Genomic DNA, 20,251 nt, shown 5'->3' on the forward strand with positions numbered 1-20,251 from the left:
TGCTCTGTTTGGTTATGGACAATGATCGCAAACTCATCACCACCTATTCTTGCTAGAGGAATAGTCGGTGACAGACATGTCCTAAAACGTTTGGCAACTTCTTTTAAAACCTTGTCACCAATCGAATGACCCAATGTATCATTAATAGTCTTAAAGCGATTTAAATCAATATACAGGAGCCCAAACTTATCCTGTGTTTTTTGTGCACGCTTAATAGATCTATCTAATTCTTTTTGGAAGAATATACGATTTCCAATCTCCGTCACCGTATCATGGAATGCAAGGTAATTTATCTCTTCCTGTTGTTGTTTCATCCTTGTTATGTCTTTTACCATTACATAGCTCCCAAAGGTTTGTCCTTCTATCATAATAGGAACTATAGTGACATACCAAAAGAGTATATCCTTCTCATTGTTATTTTTCACACGTAACTGTAGTGAAGATGAACTACATCGTTTCCCTTTCTTTATAGCTGCTTCCAATTCAGATTTATCTTCATCTAAAAAAATAGAGAAGCACTCTTTCCCTATTAATGCAGCACTTTCTTTTCCTAATAACATACTTCCAGCCTGGTTTATATTTAATACGATACCGTTTGAATCAATCGTTAAAATAGGATCCGGATGATACTCATATAATGACTTAAATCTCTCTTGATTTTTTACTAAATCATTAGATTTATTTATTAAATCCCTTGTTCTTTGAGATACTGTTTGTTCTAATTGATTATTAAACACTTTTAATGTTTTAGTTAACTCTTTGTTTTGCATTCGTACGATTGTATGACGAATCAGTACAAATACAAAAGCAATACAATTTCCCGTAATTAATGTAGCTGAAGAAGTTTGCTCTTTCAAAGTAAAGCCAATTAAGACTGCAACTGCAAGATAAGGGAATATACCAAGAAGTTTCTCTCCAAATGTCGGATTAATAATAAAATAATTTCTTTTAGAAGAAGTATTCTTTGGGATTGTAGCAGCAATAGCGATAAATAATAGGAAAACTCTATACAAACACCTTAAAAATATAACTGAACGCTCTGATAAATCACCTTGTAAGTAAAAATACAAATAGTCCGTAATAGCCAATCCAGTTAATACTAGGATAAAAATAAACAATTTACTTTTTGCATTGAAAATAGCAGGTCGAAAGATCAGTGTAACTCCAAGTAATAGAAGCAATAAATCTATAATCGGAAAAATAAATGAGAGAAAAACATCTCCAATTGATAAGAATAAAATATTTGCAGATGGTTTATTAAATAGGTACCACTCTAATGTAAAAATAGCAGTAACAACAATGCATAAATCACAAAGTAAATACGCTTTCTCCCATTTGTTACATTCCATCATAATTTTATAAAAGAACGCAAAAAGAAAGAAGAATAAGAAAAACAGTAGAAATACATCAGAAATATTAAAATTTTGTATTGGTAATTCTACATTAAGTACTTGAAAAGCGGATATGAAATTTCCTATCAAAAAACACCCTATTGCAATAGTAATGCAAACCCAGAATACTCCTAACTTAATTTTTTGGGATAATATAGAATACAGTAATGAGATAAATACAGTAGTTTCAACGACTAAAGATGATAGTCGGATATTAAAATCTGATACGAAATAATGATTCGGAAAAACAAATAAAAATATAAAGCAAAAGCTTATATAAGTTATTAAAGCCAATATCAATACATAAAATTGCACATATACATGTTTACGCAATGGATTCACCTTCTTGATTTTTCTATACTTTTATTAAAAAATGGCTTGATGGTGGCACAAGTCCTACTAATTAAAATGTGTGCTACCTATTATCCATATTATGACCTTTTTAAAAGATTTCTTTCTATACACAACAATCTTATTAACTTTTTGTAGATGTTTACAATTATCAATACTGAGGATTCTAAAAAGGATAAGCTGAAAAATGTAATTTTTTAAGTATTTGAGCATCGTAAATTTGGCGGGTACAACTTATCTACTCTTTACATATGAGATAGAATCTACTCCTCTATTGGATTATAGTTGCTATCTGTCACACTTAAAAAGGAATGAAAATATACTATCATTAAAATAGAAATTCAAATTAGTTTACGAAACCAACTGTAACTATTATAGTTACACAAAAAGTTGATGTCAATTTCATATCCTCTCTTTTTAACGGACAAAAGACATGACCTATTGAACAAAAATGTGATGTTTATAAAAAGGGCGGTAAAGTTTTATCTCCTTACTCAAAGAATTATAAATGATTTAGAATTAGATGAAATTGAAGCTAATATTGCATCTCCCTAAAAAGAATGTTACTCTAAAAATAGAATTATGAAAGGAATGATGGATGAATAATGATTAACTAATTTATATTTTAAGTTGAATTTTATAACTTCAAACTACAAAATATAGGGTTAGTCTATCCATTTTTAAAATTCAGTTCATACTTTATTTGTCATGATTCAAATGATTAATAAGTACTTATTAAGTATAGACGAAAGACTAATCCTTCCGATTACAAATTGGGGGATTTTTTTATTCCCGTTTGTCTTAGTTGAAACTTACTAATTGTTAAATGTACTTCACAAATAAAGGAGCGAGAAAAATGAGTACTTCAGATACTATTGTTACACATGTAATGCTCTATATAAGTCGTTAATATCCATCAAACTTATATAGAGGAATTAAAAAATGGATGGATGTTCCGACTTTATATGAAACGTTTCGATATATAAAGGAGGAATTATTATGTCAATGATAAAGGTCCAAGACTTAACTTTTTCATACCCAGGTAGCTTTGATAATATTTTTGAAAGTGTAAACTTCCAAATAGATACGGATTGGAAGCTAGGATTTATTGGTAGAAACGGACGAGGTAAAACGACATTCTTTAATTTATTGTTAGGGAATTATGAGTATAGCGGGAAAATCCTTGCTTCAGTAGAATTCAATTATTTCCCCTACTCTGTTTCAGATAAGAACAAATTCACTCATGAAATCCTTGAAGAAATTTGTCCCCAAGCTGCAGATTGGGAACTTCTACGTGAGATATCCTATTTAAATGTTGATGCTGAGGTCATGTACAGACCATTTAAAACATTATCAAATGGGGAACAAACAAAAGTGTTGCTTGCTGCACTGTTTTTAAATGCGGGTCAATTTCTATTAATTGATGAACCAACAAATCACTTAGATACAGATGCACGAAAGATAGTCTCCAATTATCTAAGGAAGAAAAAAGGATTTATTTTAATTTCACATGACAGAATCTTTTTAGATGGGTGCGTTGACCATATCCTATCTATTAATAGAGCAAATATTGAAGTTCAAAGTGGTAACTATTCTTCTTGGAAGTTAAATTTTGATAGACAGCAAGAACACGAGAAGGCTACAAATGAGCGTCTACAAAAAGACATAGGGCGATTAAAACAGTCTTCCAAACGTTCAGCAAGTTGGTCTCATGACGTGGAAGCTTCAAAAAATGGAACGAGGAATTCAGGCTCTAAGTTGGATAAGGGGTTTGTAGGACATAAAGCAGCCAAGATGATGAAAAGAGCAAAAAACCTTGAATCAAGGCAACAAAAAGCTATTGAGGAAAAATCAAAATTACTAAAAAATGTGGAAAAAACTGAGTCATTAAAATTGGAACAATTGCAATTTAAATCAAATGAATTGGTTACTTTAGTTGACGTGTCCGTTAAGTACAATGATCAAATTGTGAATGAGCCGATTAGCTTCATAGTTGAACAAGGTGACCGAATTGTACTTGATGGAACGAATGGGAGCGGAAAAAGTAGTATCCTAAAACTAATTCTAGGACATCCGATACAGCATACAGGCTTAGTTACTTTAGGTACAGGACTCATCATTTCCTATGTCCAACAAGATACTTCTCATTTGAAGGGATCGCTATCAGGCTTTATTGAAGAGCACAAGATTGATGAAACCTTATTTAAGTCCATCCTAAGTAAGATGGACTTTGACCGAATTCAATTTGAAAAAGATATATCTCATTATTCTGGTGGACAAAAGAAAAAACTGCTTATCGCTAAAAGTTTATGTGAAAAAGCTCATATATATATATGGGACGAACCACTAAATTTTATAGATATCTATTCCCGCATGCAGATTGAAGAACTTATTCAACAATTTAATCCCACAATGGTTATTGTTGAGCATGATAAAATATTTCAACAAACAGTTGCAACGAAAACTATATCTATGTAGCTCAAAACGAATACTTGAAAATATAATCATTAACTTGAGTCTTTGAATTATAAAAACTTTAATGAATTGATAAAAAAAGCCTAATTTCTCTACAATACATTGAGAAATTAGGCTTTAAATAGTAATAATAGAATTCATAAATACTGAATAATTTACACATTAGGTTTATCTGTTAATGTAGTAACAATCCTGTCCACTAAGTTTTCTGGCATCCATTCATGATTTGTATCATTCGTTTCATTTGGTCCTAAAAAATCAATAAACTTTTTAAACTTTGGAAATAAAACAATAGAAGTGATCCAATGTATTGTATGATTTATGGAGAAGAAATGAAAAATTCCTTGCTTTTCACCCTCCTGTAATATTTCTTTTAACTGTTCAAAATTACCTATAAAATATGGTTGCTATTTTAAATGCCATTCACGCTTAAATATAGGAGTCTTCTTGGCTAAAATGATAAAAATAAGCACATCTTGTTATAAAAACAGATGTGCTTATTTTTTAATTTCTATGCATTTTTACGTTTTAAGAAAATCACTCCACCAACAATTAACAGTAATGCTCCTGCAGCCATAGAGATCCAACTTGTAAGATTAGTACCTGTTTGCGGTAACCATCCAATTTTAGATTGAATTTCTTTCTTAAGTTGTGGTTGTTCTTTTACTTGCTCGTTAGGTTGCTCTGGTGTTGGCGTATTTTTACCTGAATTTGGCTGTTCTGGTTTTGGTTGTTCTGATTTTCCCTCTTTAAATTTCACTGTTTGTCCCTTATCTTCAATTTCAGCGTGAATAGCTACTAATATATTATCTTGATACAGTTCTTCAAATACTACTACTTCTTTACCTTGTAATGCAGAAGCATTGAAAGTGAAGTCTAATGTGATAGAACCATTCTTCTCTTTAGCAGTAAACTTAGATTCTACTGTTACTTCTTTACCATCAACTAATAATGGCTTGTTTGTTGCTTTATCCACTAGTTTACCTTTTACTACGTACTCTTTACCCACGATTAAGTCTTTGTATTCCACTTTATCTTGGATTGTTACAGTTTTAGAAGCATCTAACTCTTTAGAACCATCAGCTTTGTTTGTTGCTGTCGTTTTTACTGATGGCTTAACGAATTTAACTGTTTGACCTTTATCATTGATATCAGCATGTGTCGTAACAACTTTTCCGTCTTTCAGTAACTCTTCGAATACTACTACTTCTTTTTCTTCTAAACCAGTTGCATCAAAAGTGAAATCTAGTGTAATAGAAGCATTTGCTTCTTTTGGTGTAAACTTCGTTTCAACAGTTACTTCTTTACCATTTACAACTAATGGTTTATTAGTCTCTTTATTCATTAATTTACCTTTTAAAGTGTACTCTTTACCTACTTGTAGATCTTTGTATTCCACTTTATCTTGGATTGTTACAGACTTAGACGTGTGCATTTCTTTTGTACCATCTATTTTATCAGTAGCTGTTGTTTTTATTGAAGGAATCTTTTCATCTTTGACAATGTGTTTAATGATTTGACCATTCTCTTTAATTTCAAAAGAGAACGTTTCTTCATTTAATACATAACCGTTTGGTGCAACAGTTTCTTTATATGTGTATTTTCCAAATGGTAACTTTTCAAATTTAGCGATTCCTTTATCGTCTGTTTTTCCTTTTACTACTTCTTTTCCTGCTTCGTTATAAATCGTAAATTCTGCATTTGGAAGCTTGTTATTTCCATCAGCTACATCTACCTTTGTAATTTCTAGATCACCTTTGATAAGATGATTAACTGCCAATAACTCAATAACCTTTCCATGTTCCTTTATTTCGAACATAATCTGTTCTTTAACAAGAACGTAACCATTTGGAGAAGCCTTTTCTACAAATGAATATTTACCATACGCTAAATCTTTGACGTTAATCTCACCATTTTTATCTGTCTTATATTCCCCAACTACTTTTCCACTTGCATCTTTTAGCTCGAATGCTGCACCTTCTAATTTTTTACTAATATCTTCATTATCTACTTTTAGTAATTTTACACTACCTTTCACTTCGGTATTTTCCACTGTAAAAGTAAGTGTTTTATTGTGCTCTTTAATTTCAAAAGGATACTTTGTTTTATTTCCAATATATCCATTAGGTGTTTTTGTCTCTAAGAAATAATATTTACCATACGTAAGATCTTCAACGTTTGCAATTCCATTTTCTTTTGTTACTACTTTTTTCACTTCTTTTCCATCTTCAGTGAAGACTGTGAATTCAACATTTGGTAAAATCTTTCCTGAATCACTAAGCTTTTTAATTTCGATGTTACCTTTTACTTTGTTATTTACTATTTGGACAGCTCCTGTTTCCCCTGTCTTAACTTCAATAGTTTGTGGTTTATCATCTGAAACATAGCCTGTTGGTGCTTTAATTTCTTTTAATGTGTAAGTACCAATTGGTAAGTTGTTTAATTCTGCCATACCATCAGCACCAGTCGTGATTTTTCCGACTGATTCATTATTTGCATTAAAGACCTCAAATACTGCACCAGCTAAAACTTCTCCATTTTCTCCAACCTTTTTAATTTTTAAAGAACCAGCTGCTTCCCAATTTACTGCAAGATCACTACTAAGCTTTTCTTCATTTCTCTCTAATAGTACTGTAGCATTCTGAACAGTATCCGTACCACGATAAGCAATTGCTTGAACTTTAGTTAAATTAGCAGCAACACTTAAATTAAATTCACCCGTTTTTGTATTCTTAGGAATTTGGATACGAAATTTTTCTCCAACTGAAAGCTGATCTTTCACTTCTCCATTTTCACTAACAATTCTAACTCCATTAGGTGCATTTTTCGCTACTACTTTATAAGAACCACTCTTAGCATTTGTTTGTACTGTATATAGATTCGTTTCGAAGAATTCACCTTTTAATTCTGCTTTTTGTTTTTCAGCTGGGATAACATTCATATAAATATCTTGCGTATCCCCACTATTATTAGCAGCATTGATAATTGTCTTAGCCGCTTTTTCAACATTTTTATTCGCATGTTTCAGTTCATTTACATCAAGTTGACCTAGTGCATTCCAAACCGCAAGTTGCGTTGCATAATGCGCTTCATTTTTATTAGCTACTCCCAGCTGTTCAGCACTTTTTTGCGGGAAACCATTTAATAAGACTCTATATACTACATTATCTGTTTTCCCCATTTCAGGAAGATCTTCACCATTTGGTGATTTTAATCCAAGGGTTAAGCAATAAGCAATTTGACCACTTGAATTTTTAATCATTTCAGTGCGAATGTACTTACCTAGACTATTACTATAACTCCAGTCCATTGAATATTTCTCATGCGTCATAACCTCTGCACTAGCCCTAGGTAAAAATACATTAAGGAATAATGCCAGTACTGATAATAATGTAAAAACTCTTATAATGACTCTCTTACCCAATTTTGTAACCTCCCTAGAATAAATTAATCCGAGTATATATCGCAATATCTAAAACATTCACGATCGACCCAATTATCATTATAAAACAATAAATTACAAATATTAAATAATTTTAATAAAATAGTCAAAAAATTTACACATTTTATTATTTATCAAGTTTTTTAACGAATTTACTATATACAAATTCTAAAACACGCCTACAATTTAAAAGACAAATATGTATGTTAAATATATAAATAGCAATTCCTTTACTCCAGTTATTAAGCTTTCCCCTATTAAAAATAGCCTTTTCATTTTCTTGTTAACCTGAGTAATTTATACACCTCTTTTAATCTATTACACTCCTCCATTTAAATATAAAGGTGACTTCTCGTTCAAATAATAAAGCGAAACTTTAATCCGCCCGATTCCCACCTAACTTCTTTGCTTTCATTGAATTTTTGGGCGGGAGTCTTACTGCCCAAAAATAACGGGATATATTATGCAATATTGCATTTGATAATCTTTTTCGTTGTAACTATAATGATTACAGGATTACTATTAATCTAATATTCTACATGGAGGTTTTATTATGTTTAAAAAAATTATTGTATCTTCTATGGCGCTTACTATGTTCGGTGGAGCTGCAACTATGCTAGAGGCACCTACTGCTCAAGCAGTTTCTTATAACTCAACGTCATCCTCTTACTTTGATGTCACTCCTGAAGAGGCCGTGGCTTTCTATCAATCTCAAGACTATAAAAAATTAAAAGTATTTTTGGATGACTTTGAAGCTAGAAACCCTTATACTCCAGGTGGAGGCTACGCTCAAGGGAGTGTACGTATGCAAAAATTCAACGATGCTCTTAGAGATGCCAAATTAACAAATGTCTACCAAGAATTTATTAGAATCTCATACTACAATCATTATCCAGAACCAAAATAATAACAACGGATTAAATGTTTATTATTTCTATAACTTAGCCTAATTTTAAATGTATAACCTAAAAATAATTACTAAAAACCACTCATATAAGGGTGGTTTTTCTATTTCCCCATATAATTTAGCGGAATGTTACATCATCTTTATTTTAATATCTTTTATAGTAGACATTCTCTCGTTGACACAATCTAGTAGGTTAGCAATGGGGATATCAAAATATATTTATAATTATTTTCTGTTTAATAGCAAAAAACGAACACCCTCTCACAACTAGATAAGGTGCTCGTTTTCATTTTTATCGGTAATTCTCAATTCATTTTAGCTTCTTTCCAATAAGCAAAGATTAAATTAACTTAAAAACAAAGCGTTTTAAATTTAATTCATAGATCTTACTGAAACTTGGAATTGCCCCTTAGAACCATCATCATTTGAAACGTAAATTTTATATGTTCCATTCGGTAATGGAGATAAAGCATTCCGTACATTTGTAACATTAATTTGTTGTTCTCCAGGTTTTATATAACCACCAACAATTAGCTCTGTATTTGGACCTTTTACACTATATCCCATTGTATTTTGACCATTATTTTTCATAGAGAAGCTTAAGTCAGTACTCCCATCATATACGAAAGAAGTTACAGCCTCGCCACTATAATTCATTGTTTGGGTTAATAATAAGTCTGCAGAAACATGTTCAACTACATGAATTGGATCATTCGTTTTGTGTACTTCTTCAGCATAAGTATTATTCCCTAACACACCAAGTGTTAATGCTGAAACTACTCCACAACTAAGCACTAGTTTATTTAACTTCATTTTAAGTTCCCCCTTGATGTTTGTATTCTATTACCATCATACATCCTTTTTTAAGTGCGTTTTTATGTAATAATTCATATCTATAAACCTATATATTTTAACTTTTCGCCTTAATAGTTATTGAGAAAGCCACATAGATAAAGCTACAATATTACACTTCATAAAAAACATGTAAATTTTAAAGTCTTTTTCTAACAAAGTTTTATACGAGTAAGTACCAAAATACTCAAATAAATAGCATTTCTATTTCAGATAAAATGTACTAATAAAATTTTTCTAAAATTTCACTTTGTAATTTGATATATTCCATGTTAATATAACGAAGGCTACAAAACAGGAGTCACCACGCATATCATTTTCACAGAATATTCATACTTAAAAAGACTTATTTTATCAGTAACTCAATCCAAATTTCACCTATACAAAAGTTAGTTTATGATTTCATATGTACATAAATTTAAATAGATTTTTTATCTATTATTTTTTTCTATTTTCCTTATCAATTTTAATACGAGTAATATAACAGCACTTTTCAAGTACCCTTCCTTTTTTAGATAAAAAGTCTACTAATACTAAACATCTATGTCCAACTCATACATAATTCTACTTACAAACTATCGGAGATGCAAAACTATGGGAATTTCTACTCTTTTATTAAATACCTTTATTATAATAATTTGTATCCTTAGCTATCACGTATTTTGGCTAGAGTTTAAAGAAAAAATAACATGTAATAATATGTTATTTTCTATTCTTTCCTCCATTGCTATTATTTTTTGTATGACTTTTCCTTTTCATTTACATGTGGGATTTATTTATGATTTACGTTTTATTCCTATAATATTAGTTTTTCTATATGGAAATACAAAAAACATTGTTTTTATAGGAATTTTATATCTTTCTTACCGGTTTTACTTAGGCGGAAATGGCGTTCTTCCATCATTTATTATCTTTACTATCATTTCTGTTATAACAATGCTCTTTCGTTACTTATTACCTATGTATTTTAAAGAAAAAAAGATATTATTAAGCTTACTTCTTATTTTAGTATGTACAGCTTCCCTTTCTATTTGCGGTATTGTAACTCAAATAAATACAGGAGGTAAAATAGACTCTACTCTCATAGAATTTTTATTAAATTATATAGTCATTAATATTTTCACAGTATTATTATCAGTTTATTTTATAGAGGAAATGATTGAGAAATATAAAATGAAAGAAAAACTGCAACGGGCTGAAAAATTTTATATAGCTAGCGAACTAGCAGCGTCAATTGCACACGAAATCCACAATCCACTAACCACGGTACATGGATTCACTCAATTATTAAATGAAAAACATGCCTCTAAGCTATCTCAGGATCAATACTTAGAAATCATGTTAATTGAAATGCAGCAAATACAATCTACTATTAATAACTATTTATCTTTAACCAAACCACAGAATACCCTAAAAGAAAAAATAGATATTAATCACATTTTAAATCAGGTGAAAGATACTATTTCACCACTCGCTCTATCATACAAAGTTGAAATCAAACAAAATAGTACAGATTCCTTTTATATAAATGGAGACCCCGAAAAATTCAAACTCTGTCTAAACAACATCATCCAAAACGGAATTGAGGCTATGAAAAATGGTGGATTATTACAAATAAATATACAAAAAGTAAAAGGAAATATCATGATTGATATTATTGATTCAGGAATTGGGATGTCATCTCAACAAATAAAACGAATTGCTTTGCCATTCTATTCAACAACAGAAAAAGGAACTGGGCTTGGTACTATGATTGCTTATAGTATTATTAAAGAATTAAACGGAGATATAGAAATAGAGAGTGAATTAGGTAAAGGGACACGCTTTTCTATTAGTATCCCTTGCTAATGTGATAACAATTTTCTGTTTAGTTAATTACATAAATGAATTTTAAGAATCCCGCTAGCTAGCTTACTTATTAATTATCTTAAATTCATATGCGTTAATTAAATATAATAAGGATCAGAGCCTATCTATTGTTACAGATACACTCTGATCCTTTAGTTTAATTCAATTAAAAACACTTAATATTTATAACTTTTCTTACATCGTGATGAAATACTAGTTCATCGATTTTATCTTATTTACTGATTAGATTGGTTTAATATAAATATAACATCTCGCGACACTTAATTTGTTATTATCATTAGAGACATTGCCTGCAGTTGTTTTTTCATTAAAGTACAGACCTTTTTCCATTCATTGAAAAAGACAACTCCCCTTTTACTACTTCACTTCCACCGTATAATTCCCTGTCCCCCCGCCATACTGATACACATGTAAATAATACTTCCCTGGATACGTATAGTAACTACCTACTAGTTTATTCCCTTGTTGCTGAGCATACGTAACATAATTATTTAAATCTGCTTCAGAATAAAGTACCCAGTTCATTCCAATATTATTTTCATTCGTTACGTTAATTTGAAGGTTTTTAGCAGTCTCCACATTAAATTCAAAGAAATCACTTGTATCGCCATTTCCTAAACTAGCACGTAAAACTTGATTTAACTGCAATTGGTTTGCTGTTTGGAATGAGTTATTCGGTTCTTTTTCTACACTGTTATCTTCTTTCTTTTGAACAGTTACAGTCGCTGTAGCAGTATTAGTTGCTCCTTTATCGTCTGTTACCGTTAATTTCGTCGTATACGTTCCTTCTTTTGTATATACGTGAGTTGGATTTTGCTCATTACTTACTGCTCCATCACCAAACTCCCATTTATACGAAGTAATTTTCCCGTCTTCATCTTTTGATCCGTCGCTTGTAAATAAAATTGCTTCATTTACATTTCCGCTATACGGACCGTTTATAACTGCAACTGGTGCTTTATTCTCTGCACCTTCTTCTGTATTAATACCGTGGAACACAACATCATATTCAAATTGTCCTGATGTATTCACGCGATATTTTACAAAGTATGCTGTTACTGTTTTATAGCCTGTCCATTCCTTTGCACTTAAACGTTTTAACGTATCATTAACGTTTTGTGTAATTGTTTTCCAATCTTCATATTCTCCTTTTGCTGCAGTTCCTGTATATGTTCCTTGTAGTGTGAATGTATTAAAGAACTGTGATTTATTTTTCTTCACTGATACATTTTTCAATTTTGCTTCCGCTGTTATTTCTGCTGCAATATCTGAAACTGGCTTCGATGCATGATTCGCTAAATAATCGTCTGATACTAATGGCACATTATATTTCTCACGATTATCAACTAGCATTTGCATATAGTCCTGATATTCTTTATTTAAATTCGCATCTTTACTTAATGTAGAGCGATATGCATCATATGCTGTTACATCATTTTTCCTAATAAGATCATGTATTTTATCGAACATATCATATCTCTTATTGTACATATACGATTGTAAAGCAAAGGAATAATTATAGAAATCCCACGTTCCATACTTTGCATTTAACGTTCGCTCTGCCGTATAACGCTCTGCTGGATTTGAAGATAATCCTCCTATAATACTCTTTCTCGGTACAACATTATCCGTTCTCGTTGCCCCTGCAAAAAATTCAGCATTTCCTTCTTCAAACCAAGATAATCTTTCATTTTCATATATTTTCCCTTGTCCCCATAACCCTGGTACTTCATATCTACCTTGTAAATAATGCGTGAACTCGTGTCTGAATAATTCTTCTAAACTATAAATACTTTCTTCTGGCGTACGCTCATAAGTAAAGAACGTACCTGTTCCTTCTATATAAAGACCACCGTTATTCGTTTCATAACCGTACAATTGACGATTAAATTGATATTCTGCTGGGCTATTATAAATAACCATCGTTAATACATCATCAGGATTTCCTTTTTCTAAAGGTTGATCACTTTCAACCGTACGATGGAATTGTGCCTTTACTTCTTTTGCCGCCCAATATAAACGTTTTACTTTTTCTTCTGTCACTTTATCTCCAGCTTTTAAAACAATTGCCCCATCATCAAACGTATACGTTTTTGGCAAATATTTTTTCTTTCCATCTTCTCTTATTTGATCTAAATTCACTACTTTACCATTTGCATCTTTTCCGCCATAATTCGTTGCAATTTGCTCAGCAGCTACGAAATATTGCTCCCCTAAATACGGATACATTTTCATCGCATCTGTTACAACTTGTAACCCTTTCGTTCCTGTACTATGGAACATACCGAGTCTACCTGTATAATAAATGCCATTATTAATAAGCCAACCGGTTTTTTCTGTAATCGTTCCCATTAATGCAAAACGACTTAATTCATTAATATAACTATCTATTTTCTGATACCATACTGTATCTTTCGGTGCTTTCCTCGTATCGTACAAATACGATTGAATGTCGTAATCAACACCTTGCATAATATCGTAAATAGCATTTCCAGCTGAAAGATTATCTACTAATGTAGAAAAATTATCATTATATTGTTTAAAAATCTTTGCAGCTGATGTTATCGTTTCCACATCACTTGAAGCGTTTCCTATTAACTTTCCGTATGATGATACCACTCTATTTTGCTCTAATGTACCCAGCTTGAAATTTGAATTGTTAGCCATCGCTTTTAATGCAGGTAAGCATTTATCATGATAACTCCGTTCATTTAATTTACTAAGTTCTGAATTATAAAATCCTAAATAAAATCCTGAACGTAATACCTCTACTAATGTCTCAATCCCTTTTGAATCATCCTTCGTATAGGCTTGTCCTTGCTGCTTCAATTTATCAATAATCGCCTGCATCCTACTATCATTTTGATAGAATGCTAGACTGTCTGTATTAAACTGAAATAGCCCCGTAATTTGCTCCCAATCAATTGTTACAAGTAAATCTACTAACTGCTGATTGCTTAATTGATTTAATTCGGCAATTGTATAAGTTTTCGCTACAGCTAATTGCTTACTTCCTTTTTTCACCTCAGGTGGTCTTTGTGATAAATCGGCAAATTGTAACCTTTTCTCAAAAGACTTGCTTTCGAGCACTTTCGATGAATGAGCTAATTCTTGTACTGGTAGTTGTACACCGACTGGCTCCATTTTGAGCACATTTCGATAAGAAACTTGCTCTCCCTTAGTATCTTCTGCCAAACTTACCCCTTGAAAACTCCCTAACATTAAACTAGCAAAACTTACCCCTACTAACATTTTCTTTGAATAGCCTTTCATGCTCTCCCCTACCTTACATTTTTAGTGTCCCGCTCCATTATTTTACTATTTTTACTTTTTGTCCTGTATTGAGAAAAAATAAGGTAACGTTCACACATGTATCCATTCCATATAAAATTAACGCTTGACTTTCCGTGCATTTTATATCAAAAAAAGATAGATAATAGCAAAATTCCTGCTACATCTATCCTCGTTTTCAACACTATAATTTTAACTTTATAAATGTAACTTCCGGTAATGTTTGCATATGCTGAATAAACTCATTCTTTTCTTCTGACGATATATTTTTCAGTTGCATCCCTACCTTATAAACAGTTTCTGTACCTTGCTGTGAAGCTTCCACCTCATATGAGAGTATTGGGATGCCTTTCACTTGTAGTGTTTCTAATATTTGTTGTACCGCTTCATGTTTATTTACAAACATTTGCACTGTTATATTTTGTGGAAATAAAAATTGTACCTTAAAAATACGACTTACAATTTCTAAACCAATTAAAACGAGAATCGTCGCTCCAATGCCTACTACATACATTCCCGCTCCAATTGCTAATCCTATGCCGGCAGTAGCCCATAAACCAGCCGCAGTCGTTAATCCTTTCACCGCCTGCTTTTGAATAATAATTGTGCCTGCACCTAAAAAACCAACTCCACTAACGACTTGTGCTGCAATACGACTTGGATCTAGAGACATATGCTCTTCAAACACAATATCTGAAAAGGCATATTTCGAAACAACCATTATTAACGCACTTCCTACCGCTACGAGGAAATGAGTCTTTAATCCAGCTTCTTTCGATCGAATTTCTCTTTCAATACCAATCATTGCTCCTAACAAGCCAGCAACACCGATTCGTATAATAAAATCAAAATCTACACTCACGGGCACTTCCCCCTTTCATTCATTATAGATAGATAAAACAAAAATTATCACAAACATCCTTTTATTTACATGTAGGGATACTACTAAAATACCGACCGTTTTATGTTAATATTTTAAATATTAACATAAAATAAATAACTTCTAATTTTAAACCTCCACTAATTTTCTAAAAAAACAAAGATGGATTACATGAAATTAGGTTGAGAAATCATGGAAAACGCTTTCACTTTGTATCGTAATTTTTTATAAAAACTATATAAATAAAGGAGCTTACTAACAATGAACGTCTCATTACTCACACCTACTACTGATTTACAAGAAGAATACTTAGATTTCTATAACGAATGGAAAGATAGCGGTGAAACAATGATCCCGTGGGTTATCTCAAAAAATCCTGCCAACTTCCCAGCTATGGTTCAAGAACTTCTCGATGCGCATAACGGAATAAATATCCCTGAAACTTGGGTACCAGACTCTACATATTGGCTTGTTACAGATGAAAATAAAATTGTGGGAGCTGTTAATATACGTCATAGTTTAACCAAACATTTATTTAACGCTGGCGGTCACATTGGTTATGGCATTCGCCCTTCTGAAAGAAGAAAAGGTTATGCTACGAAGTTACTAGCATTATCATTAGAAAAAACGAAGGAGTTAGACATCACGAAAGTACTTGTCGTTTGCGACGCTGTGAATACCGCTTCTGAAAAAACGATTTTGCATAACGGCGGGATTCGTGATGATGATTTCACTGAGGAAGATGGGAATATAGTAAGAAGATATTGGATTGAGCTATGAATAATCACAAATAAGCGAGAAAGTGATTATACACTTTCTCGCTTATTTTACACTGCTTCTATTTCAAACTGCACTGTAATACCACTTGGATCTACCACCACAAACCCATTTGTAGTTTCATTTATTTCATGTTGTTTTTCTATTAATCTTTCTTTCACTTCGTCTAACGCTTCTTTATGCGGTAGTACAATAGCATATACCTTTAGTCCAGTTGCATATACTGGTGGGTGTGGATTGTTTACTCCGTTCCACGTATTTGCACCAATATGGTGATGATATCCCCCTGCTGAAATAAATAAGCAATCCTCTTCACGCTGTTGTACTTCAAAACCTACTGTTTCCACATAAAATTCATGTGATTTCTCTACATCAGCTATTCGTAAATGTACGTGCCCAACGACAGTATTAGCAGGCAAACCATCAAACTCATAATCAACGAGTGTCGCCAATTCTTTTAAATCAAGTGGTGTACTTCCTCCTGACCCTTCTCCCCATTGATCACGCGGACGGTCTGCATAAATTTCAATACCATTCCCCTCTAAATCTTGCAAATAAAAAGCTTCGCTATATGTATGATCACTTGCACTATTAAACCTTGAAATTGGTAAAATTTCATTTGAATATGTATAACGCCCTTCTTGCTCATCCGGGCTGTCAATTACATTCTTATTACGAAGAACCCCAAATAGCGCAGAAGCAAAAGCTTCACGAGTCGGAACTAAAAAGGCTACATGATATATACCAGTCGTACGCGGTTCTTGCAGTACCCCGTCCTCTAACTTTTCAAGAACAAGTAACGCGTTCTTTCCACCTTTTCCAGATAAATATGCTTTATTCCCCTCTTGCTTAATTACCTCTAATCCTACAACATTCTCATAAAAAGCAATTTGACGCTCTAAGTCTTTCACTTTAAATTCAACATGACCAATACGTGTTTTCGGATGAATTTGTACCATGAATAACTCCATCTCCTTATCCCTATATTTTTCCATTACATATAACCGTTACTATGAAGGATACAACTAAAATCATCCTATGTAAATAAGAAAAGTCAGAATTTATATACATTTTTATTTTCATAATAAAAATGCCACCTTTTCTAAATTTCAGAAAAGGTGGCTTTATAACTCTTATCTCATTTTATGTACTTCAGCAACTAGCTTTCCACCCTGAATGCCCATATAAAGCTTCACAGGTGCATCATTCGTATTTTCAAATACTAAATCTAAATATGGATATGCAATTGTAGCATCTCTTCCTTGTGGAACATAACCTACCGTTTTAGAATGTGTAGTTCTCTCCACCATTTTCAGGCCAGCTTGATCTGCTGCATTGTATAAAGTTGAAGATGTTTGACAAACACCACCGCCATATCCATCTACTAATTTACCATCAACTATTTCTTTCCCTAATTGATATCCTTTATCTGGTGTTGTATCACCGATTAATGAATTAAAAGAGAAACGGTCTCCTTTTGCTAACACAACTCCATTTATGCTCGCTGCTGACAAACGAATATTCTCAATACGGCCACCTGTTGAACCACCTAAGTTCGTTTCATATCTACCAATTACCGCACCATTTCCTTGCGCATCACTTAATGTTGCGACTGGTTTTTTCTCCACGATCGGCAACTGATACGTAGCATCCCACATACCAACATTTAACAATTTATCTACTAATTCTTTTTCCATTAATTCATAAGAAGGTTTTCCTTCTTGCCAACTTCCATCAGGTGCTATACGTGAAGGAACCATTTTTTTGTCTACGCTTTTTCCAATCTCACCAACAACCTTTGTGACAGACTTTTTAAATTTCGCTTCATCTTCAAAATAGCCTAAACTAGATAAATCTAATTTTTTCACTTCAGTACCAGTTCGACCATCAACTAAACTAATAGTATCCTGTACTTCTGCTTTAGCCTCTACAGTGTGCCCACCAATATCACTTACCAATGCAACATCACTTACTTTTGCACCACAGCCACTCATTATAGCTACACATAACACCCCAACTAATATACCCTTTACTTTACGGAACAATATACTCTCTCCCTTTCCCCAACATCACTATTATGTATTTATTTCATTTTTATGTATGTTTTGTTACAATCATTTTACAATATGTTTATAAAATGTTACAAGTTATTTTTCACTCTATATAAATTACTCTTTTCTTTTATAAATGTCTATACATATTTACATAAAAGTTTGAGTTTGATAGAATTGTAACTTTTATGTAAACTCTCCCTTTTATCCAGTATATACCATTACACAAAAGAAATACAAATCAAAAACCCTCAAGCTATTTTTTATAAAGTGAAACTGTAATCAGTGGGGGTCTTATTGCCCAGCAAATAGCGGGATAAAGAGAAATCCCGTCAACATAAATAGGTATTTGCCGTGCCACCGCTCCGCTTTTGCACATACATTATGGTGAATTCAACCTATTTTAAAGAAATGGAGGATGTTATTATGTATCCCTACAATCCATATGATCCATATAATCAATATGCGTACCAACAACCACAGTATGACTTACAAACACAATATCAATCTTATATAGATCAAGCAGAGCATACGAATCCATATGACCAAAATAGACAATTCCAACTTCCAATCTCTTTTCCTGGCACTGGAAATCGTCAATTAGAAAGACGCGTAAATGAGCTTGAACAAAGAGTTCGTCAACTAGAAAATACAGTTGAGCGCCATACACGTAGACTAAACCGCTTAAACCAACGTTTACGCACAGTAGAAAACAGACTAAACATTCCATTCGCAGCATTAGAAGACGGATTTTAATCGAGAAAATAAAGATTATATAAAGGAAGGGGCTTCCCCTTCCTTATATAAATTGACGAAAGTTTTTTCCATCTCTATACTGATAAGAGTTAATGAAATGAAACAAGGTGATAAATATGGATTTTGAAATAAATTATCTTTCCTTTTATGTTGTACAAGTAGAAGGAAAAGGTGAAGCAGTTGATAAACGCTACAAACATTTTCAAACTTTAGACGCTGAAGAATATGAAGATAGTTCCTTAAAAGAATTTTTGAATGGTGAGTTATTAAAAATATCGAAGCGAAAAGTAGAACGTCATGCAAAAACAGAACAAGCCCCAACAAAAATTGGTCGCTTTATTGTAGAAGAAGGGCACGAACTTGATTCAAACCCTCATTACAACCTTTTTAATCGTATTCGCTTTGCAGAAACAAAAGAAAACTTTAAAGATATGAGCGAACCTCTCGTTTATACATATCTTGACACAAGCGCTGTACGTGGTGGTGTATTTTTAATTGCTCAGGCAAAACTACGCAAATACTTTGATGATCCATTCGTATTCGTAATGAAATGCGACTTTGAACCAAAGGTTGCTTCTATTTCTGATGAATCAACACTGATTCGTAACGTTGAAATGGCCATCACAACAAAGAATATGAAATCTATCCAATATCCGTACATGCCTGAAGAAGGAATGGTTGAAGTAGGCGAACTAAAAATACATCAAGCATCACATGCCCGCTACTTTGAAGACTTCTTAAAATTCGTCGAATATGAACGCTCTATGCCTGAAATTATGAAAACACAAGTAATGGACATGGTATACGACCAAATTGAAGATGTATTTGAAGAAGGTACGGAAGAACGCGAACAATTCGACCAAGCGATGGAAGTATGGGCTGCCAGTCCGAAACGCGAAATTATGGAACAATTTTCAACTGAAGAAGTAATGGAAGCAACCGCTCAAATCGTCGAGCATGCTCCTGAAGTGGAATTAAAACTAAAAGCCGATCATATCTCTGTGAAGGCGTTGCTTGCGGATTTTGGGGATCAAATACATATTGCGAAGGTAAATGATCGATATGTACTTATGATTGAAGCAGACACACTTACATTTGAAAAAGGCTTCTCTCCTATTGAGTTTCTGAAGCCAGATGAGCTGCAAGATGTGATTGAGCGGATTGAGAATAAGCAGCAGTATTCGTTTGATCCGAGCGGTATTGAATAAA

13 protein-coding genes and 1 pseudogene are annotated in these 20,251 nt (G+C 32.5%); 6 read left to right on the forward strand and 8 right to left on the reverse strand.

The genetic code is table 11. The annotated features are described in order from the left end of the window. Positions 1 to 1,724, reverse strand: a 1,724-nt coding sequence (locus tag ES895_RS17620; protein ID WP_135238531.1) for a diguanylate cyclase domain-containing protein, incomplete at its 3' end; no start/stop codon positions are given. 1,017 nt (positions 1,725 to 2,741) lie between these two features. Here ES895_RS17620 and ES895_RS17625 point away from each other — a divergent pair. Continuing rightward, entirely contained in the window at positions 2,742 to 4,220 is a 1,479-nt protein-coding gene (locus ES895_RS17625; RefSeq protein ID WP_044584737.1) for an Lsa family ABC-F type ribosomal protection protein, read from the forward strand. Positions 4,221 to 4,372: 152 nt separating this feature from the next. On the opposite strand, the pseudogene ES895_RS17630 reads toward ES895_RS17625, so the two are convergent. Together ES895_RS17630 and ES895_RS17635 are read right to left on the reverse strand one after the other, a co-directional pair. After that, positions 4,373 to 4,624 (reverse strand): annotated as a pseudogene (locus ES895_RS17630) (TetR/AcrR family transcriptional regulator); the annotation flags it as partial. 104 nt (positions 4,625 to 4,728) lie between these two features. Next, a complete protein-coding gene (locus ES895_RS17635; protein ID WP_135238532.1) occupies positions 4,729 to 7,641 on the reverse strand; it encodes a VaFE repeat-containing surface-anchored protein in 2,913 nt (970 codons plus the stop codon). 571 nt (positions 7,642 to 8,212) lie between these two features. Here ES895_RS17635 and ES895_RS17640 point away from each other — a divergent pair. Next, positions 8,213 to 8,566: a hypothetical protein gene (locus tag ES895_RS17640; RefSeq protein ID WP_000473485.1), complete on the forward strand. Its 354-nt coding sequence runs from the start codon at positions 8,213 to 8,215 to the stop codon at positions 8,564 to 8,566. A gap of 372 nt (positions 8,567 to 8,938) precedes the next feature. On the opposite strand, the gene ES895_RS17645 is transcribed toward ES895_RS17640, so the two are convergent. Then, entirely contained in the window at positions 8,939 to 9,379 is a 441-nt protein-coding gene (locus ES895_RS17645) for a hypothetical protein (protein WP_000773525.1), read from the reverse strand. Positions 9,380 to 10,012: 633 nt separating this feature from the next. On the opposite strand from ES895_RS17645, the gene ES895_RS17650 reads away from it, so the two are divergent. Beyond that, positions 10,013 to 11,266 (forward strand): sensor histidine kinase, encoded by a 1,254-nt coding sequence (locus tag ES895_RS17650; protein WP_000513018.1) that lies wholly within the window; start codon positions 10,013 to 10,015, stop codon positions 11,264 to 11,266. A 378-nt stretch (positions 11,267 to 11,644) separates the two neighbouring features. Here ES895_RS17650 and colA read toward each other — a convergent pair whose 3' ends face one another. Beyond that, positions 11,645 to 14,560: a collagenase ColA gene (gene colA / locus ES895_RS17655; RefSeq protein WP_000679530.1), complete on the reverse strand. Its 2,916-nt coding sequence runs from the start codon at positions 14,558 to 14,560 to the stop codon at positions 11,645 to 11,647. 202 nt (positions 14,561 to 14,762) lie between these two features. Next, positions 14,763 to 15,440: an MgtC/SapB family protein gene (locus tag ES895_RS17660; protein WP_135238533.1), complete on the reverse strand. Its 678-nt coding sequence runs from the start codon at positions 15,438 to 15,440 to the stop codon at positions 14,763 to 14,765. Between the two features lie 279 nt (positions 15,441 to 15,719). Between ES895_RS17660 and ES895_RS17665 the strand changes: the two genes are divergently transcribed. Then, positions 15,720 to 16,238, forward strand: coding sequence for a GNAT family N-acetyltransferase (locus ES895_RS17665; protein WP_001103121.1), 519 nt, complete (start codon positions 15,720 to 15,722; stop codon positions 16,236 to 16,238). 47 nt (positions 16,239 to 16,285) lie between these two features. Here the strand turns inward: ES895_RS17665 and ES895_RS17670 are convergent, their stop codons facing one another. Beyond that, positions 16,286 to 17,194 (reverse strand): VOC family protein, encoded by a 909-nt coding sequence (locus tag ES895_RS17670; RefSeq protein WP_000249877.1) that lies wholly within the window; start codon positions 17,192 to 17,194, stop codon positions 16,286 to 16,288. Positions 17,195 to 17,368: 174 nt separating this feature from the next. Further along, positions 17,369 to 18,280 carry a VanW family protein gene (locus ES895_RS17675; RefSeq protein ID WP_000488972.1) on the reverse strand — a complete coding sequence of 304 codons (912 nt, stop codon included), beginning with the start codon at positions 18,278 to 18,280 and terminating at the stop codon, positions 17,369 to 17,371. A 432-nt stretch (positions 18,281 to 18,712) separates the two neighbouring features. Between ES895_RS17675 and ES895_RS17680 the strand changes: the two genes are divergently transcribed. Further along, a complete protein-coding gene (locus ES895_RS17680; protein ID WP_000283715.1) occupies positions 18,713 to 19,042 on the forward strand; it encodes a hypothetical protein in 330 nt (109 codons plus the stop codon). Between the two features lie 116 nt (positions 19,043 to 19,158). Beyond that, on the forward strand, positions 19,159 to 20,250 hold the full coding sequence (locus ES895_RS17685; protein ID WP_000345046.1) for a DUF3900 domain-containing protein: 1,092 nt from the start codon (positions 19,159 to 19,161) through the stop codon (positions 20,248 to 20,250). Position 20,251 lies beyond the last annotated feature (1 nt).

This window comes from Bacillus sp. 007/AIA-02/001, assembly GCF_004634455.1.
In the GTDB taxonomy this organism is placed as follows: domain Bacteria; phylum Bacillota; class Bacilli; order Bacillales; family Bacillaceae_G; genus Bacillus_A; species Bacillus_A cereus.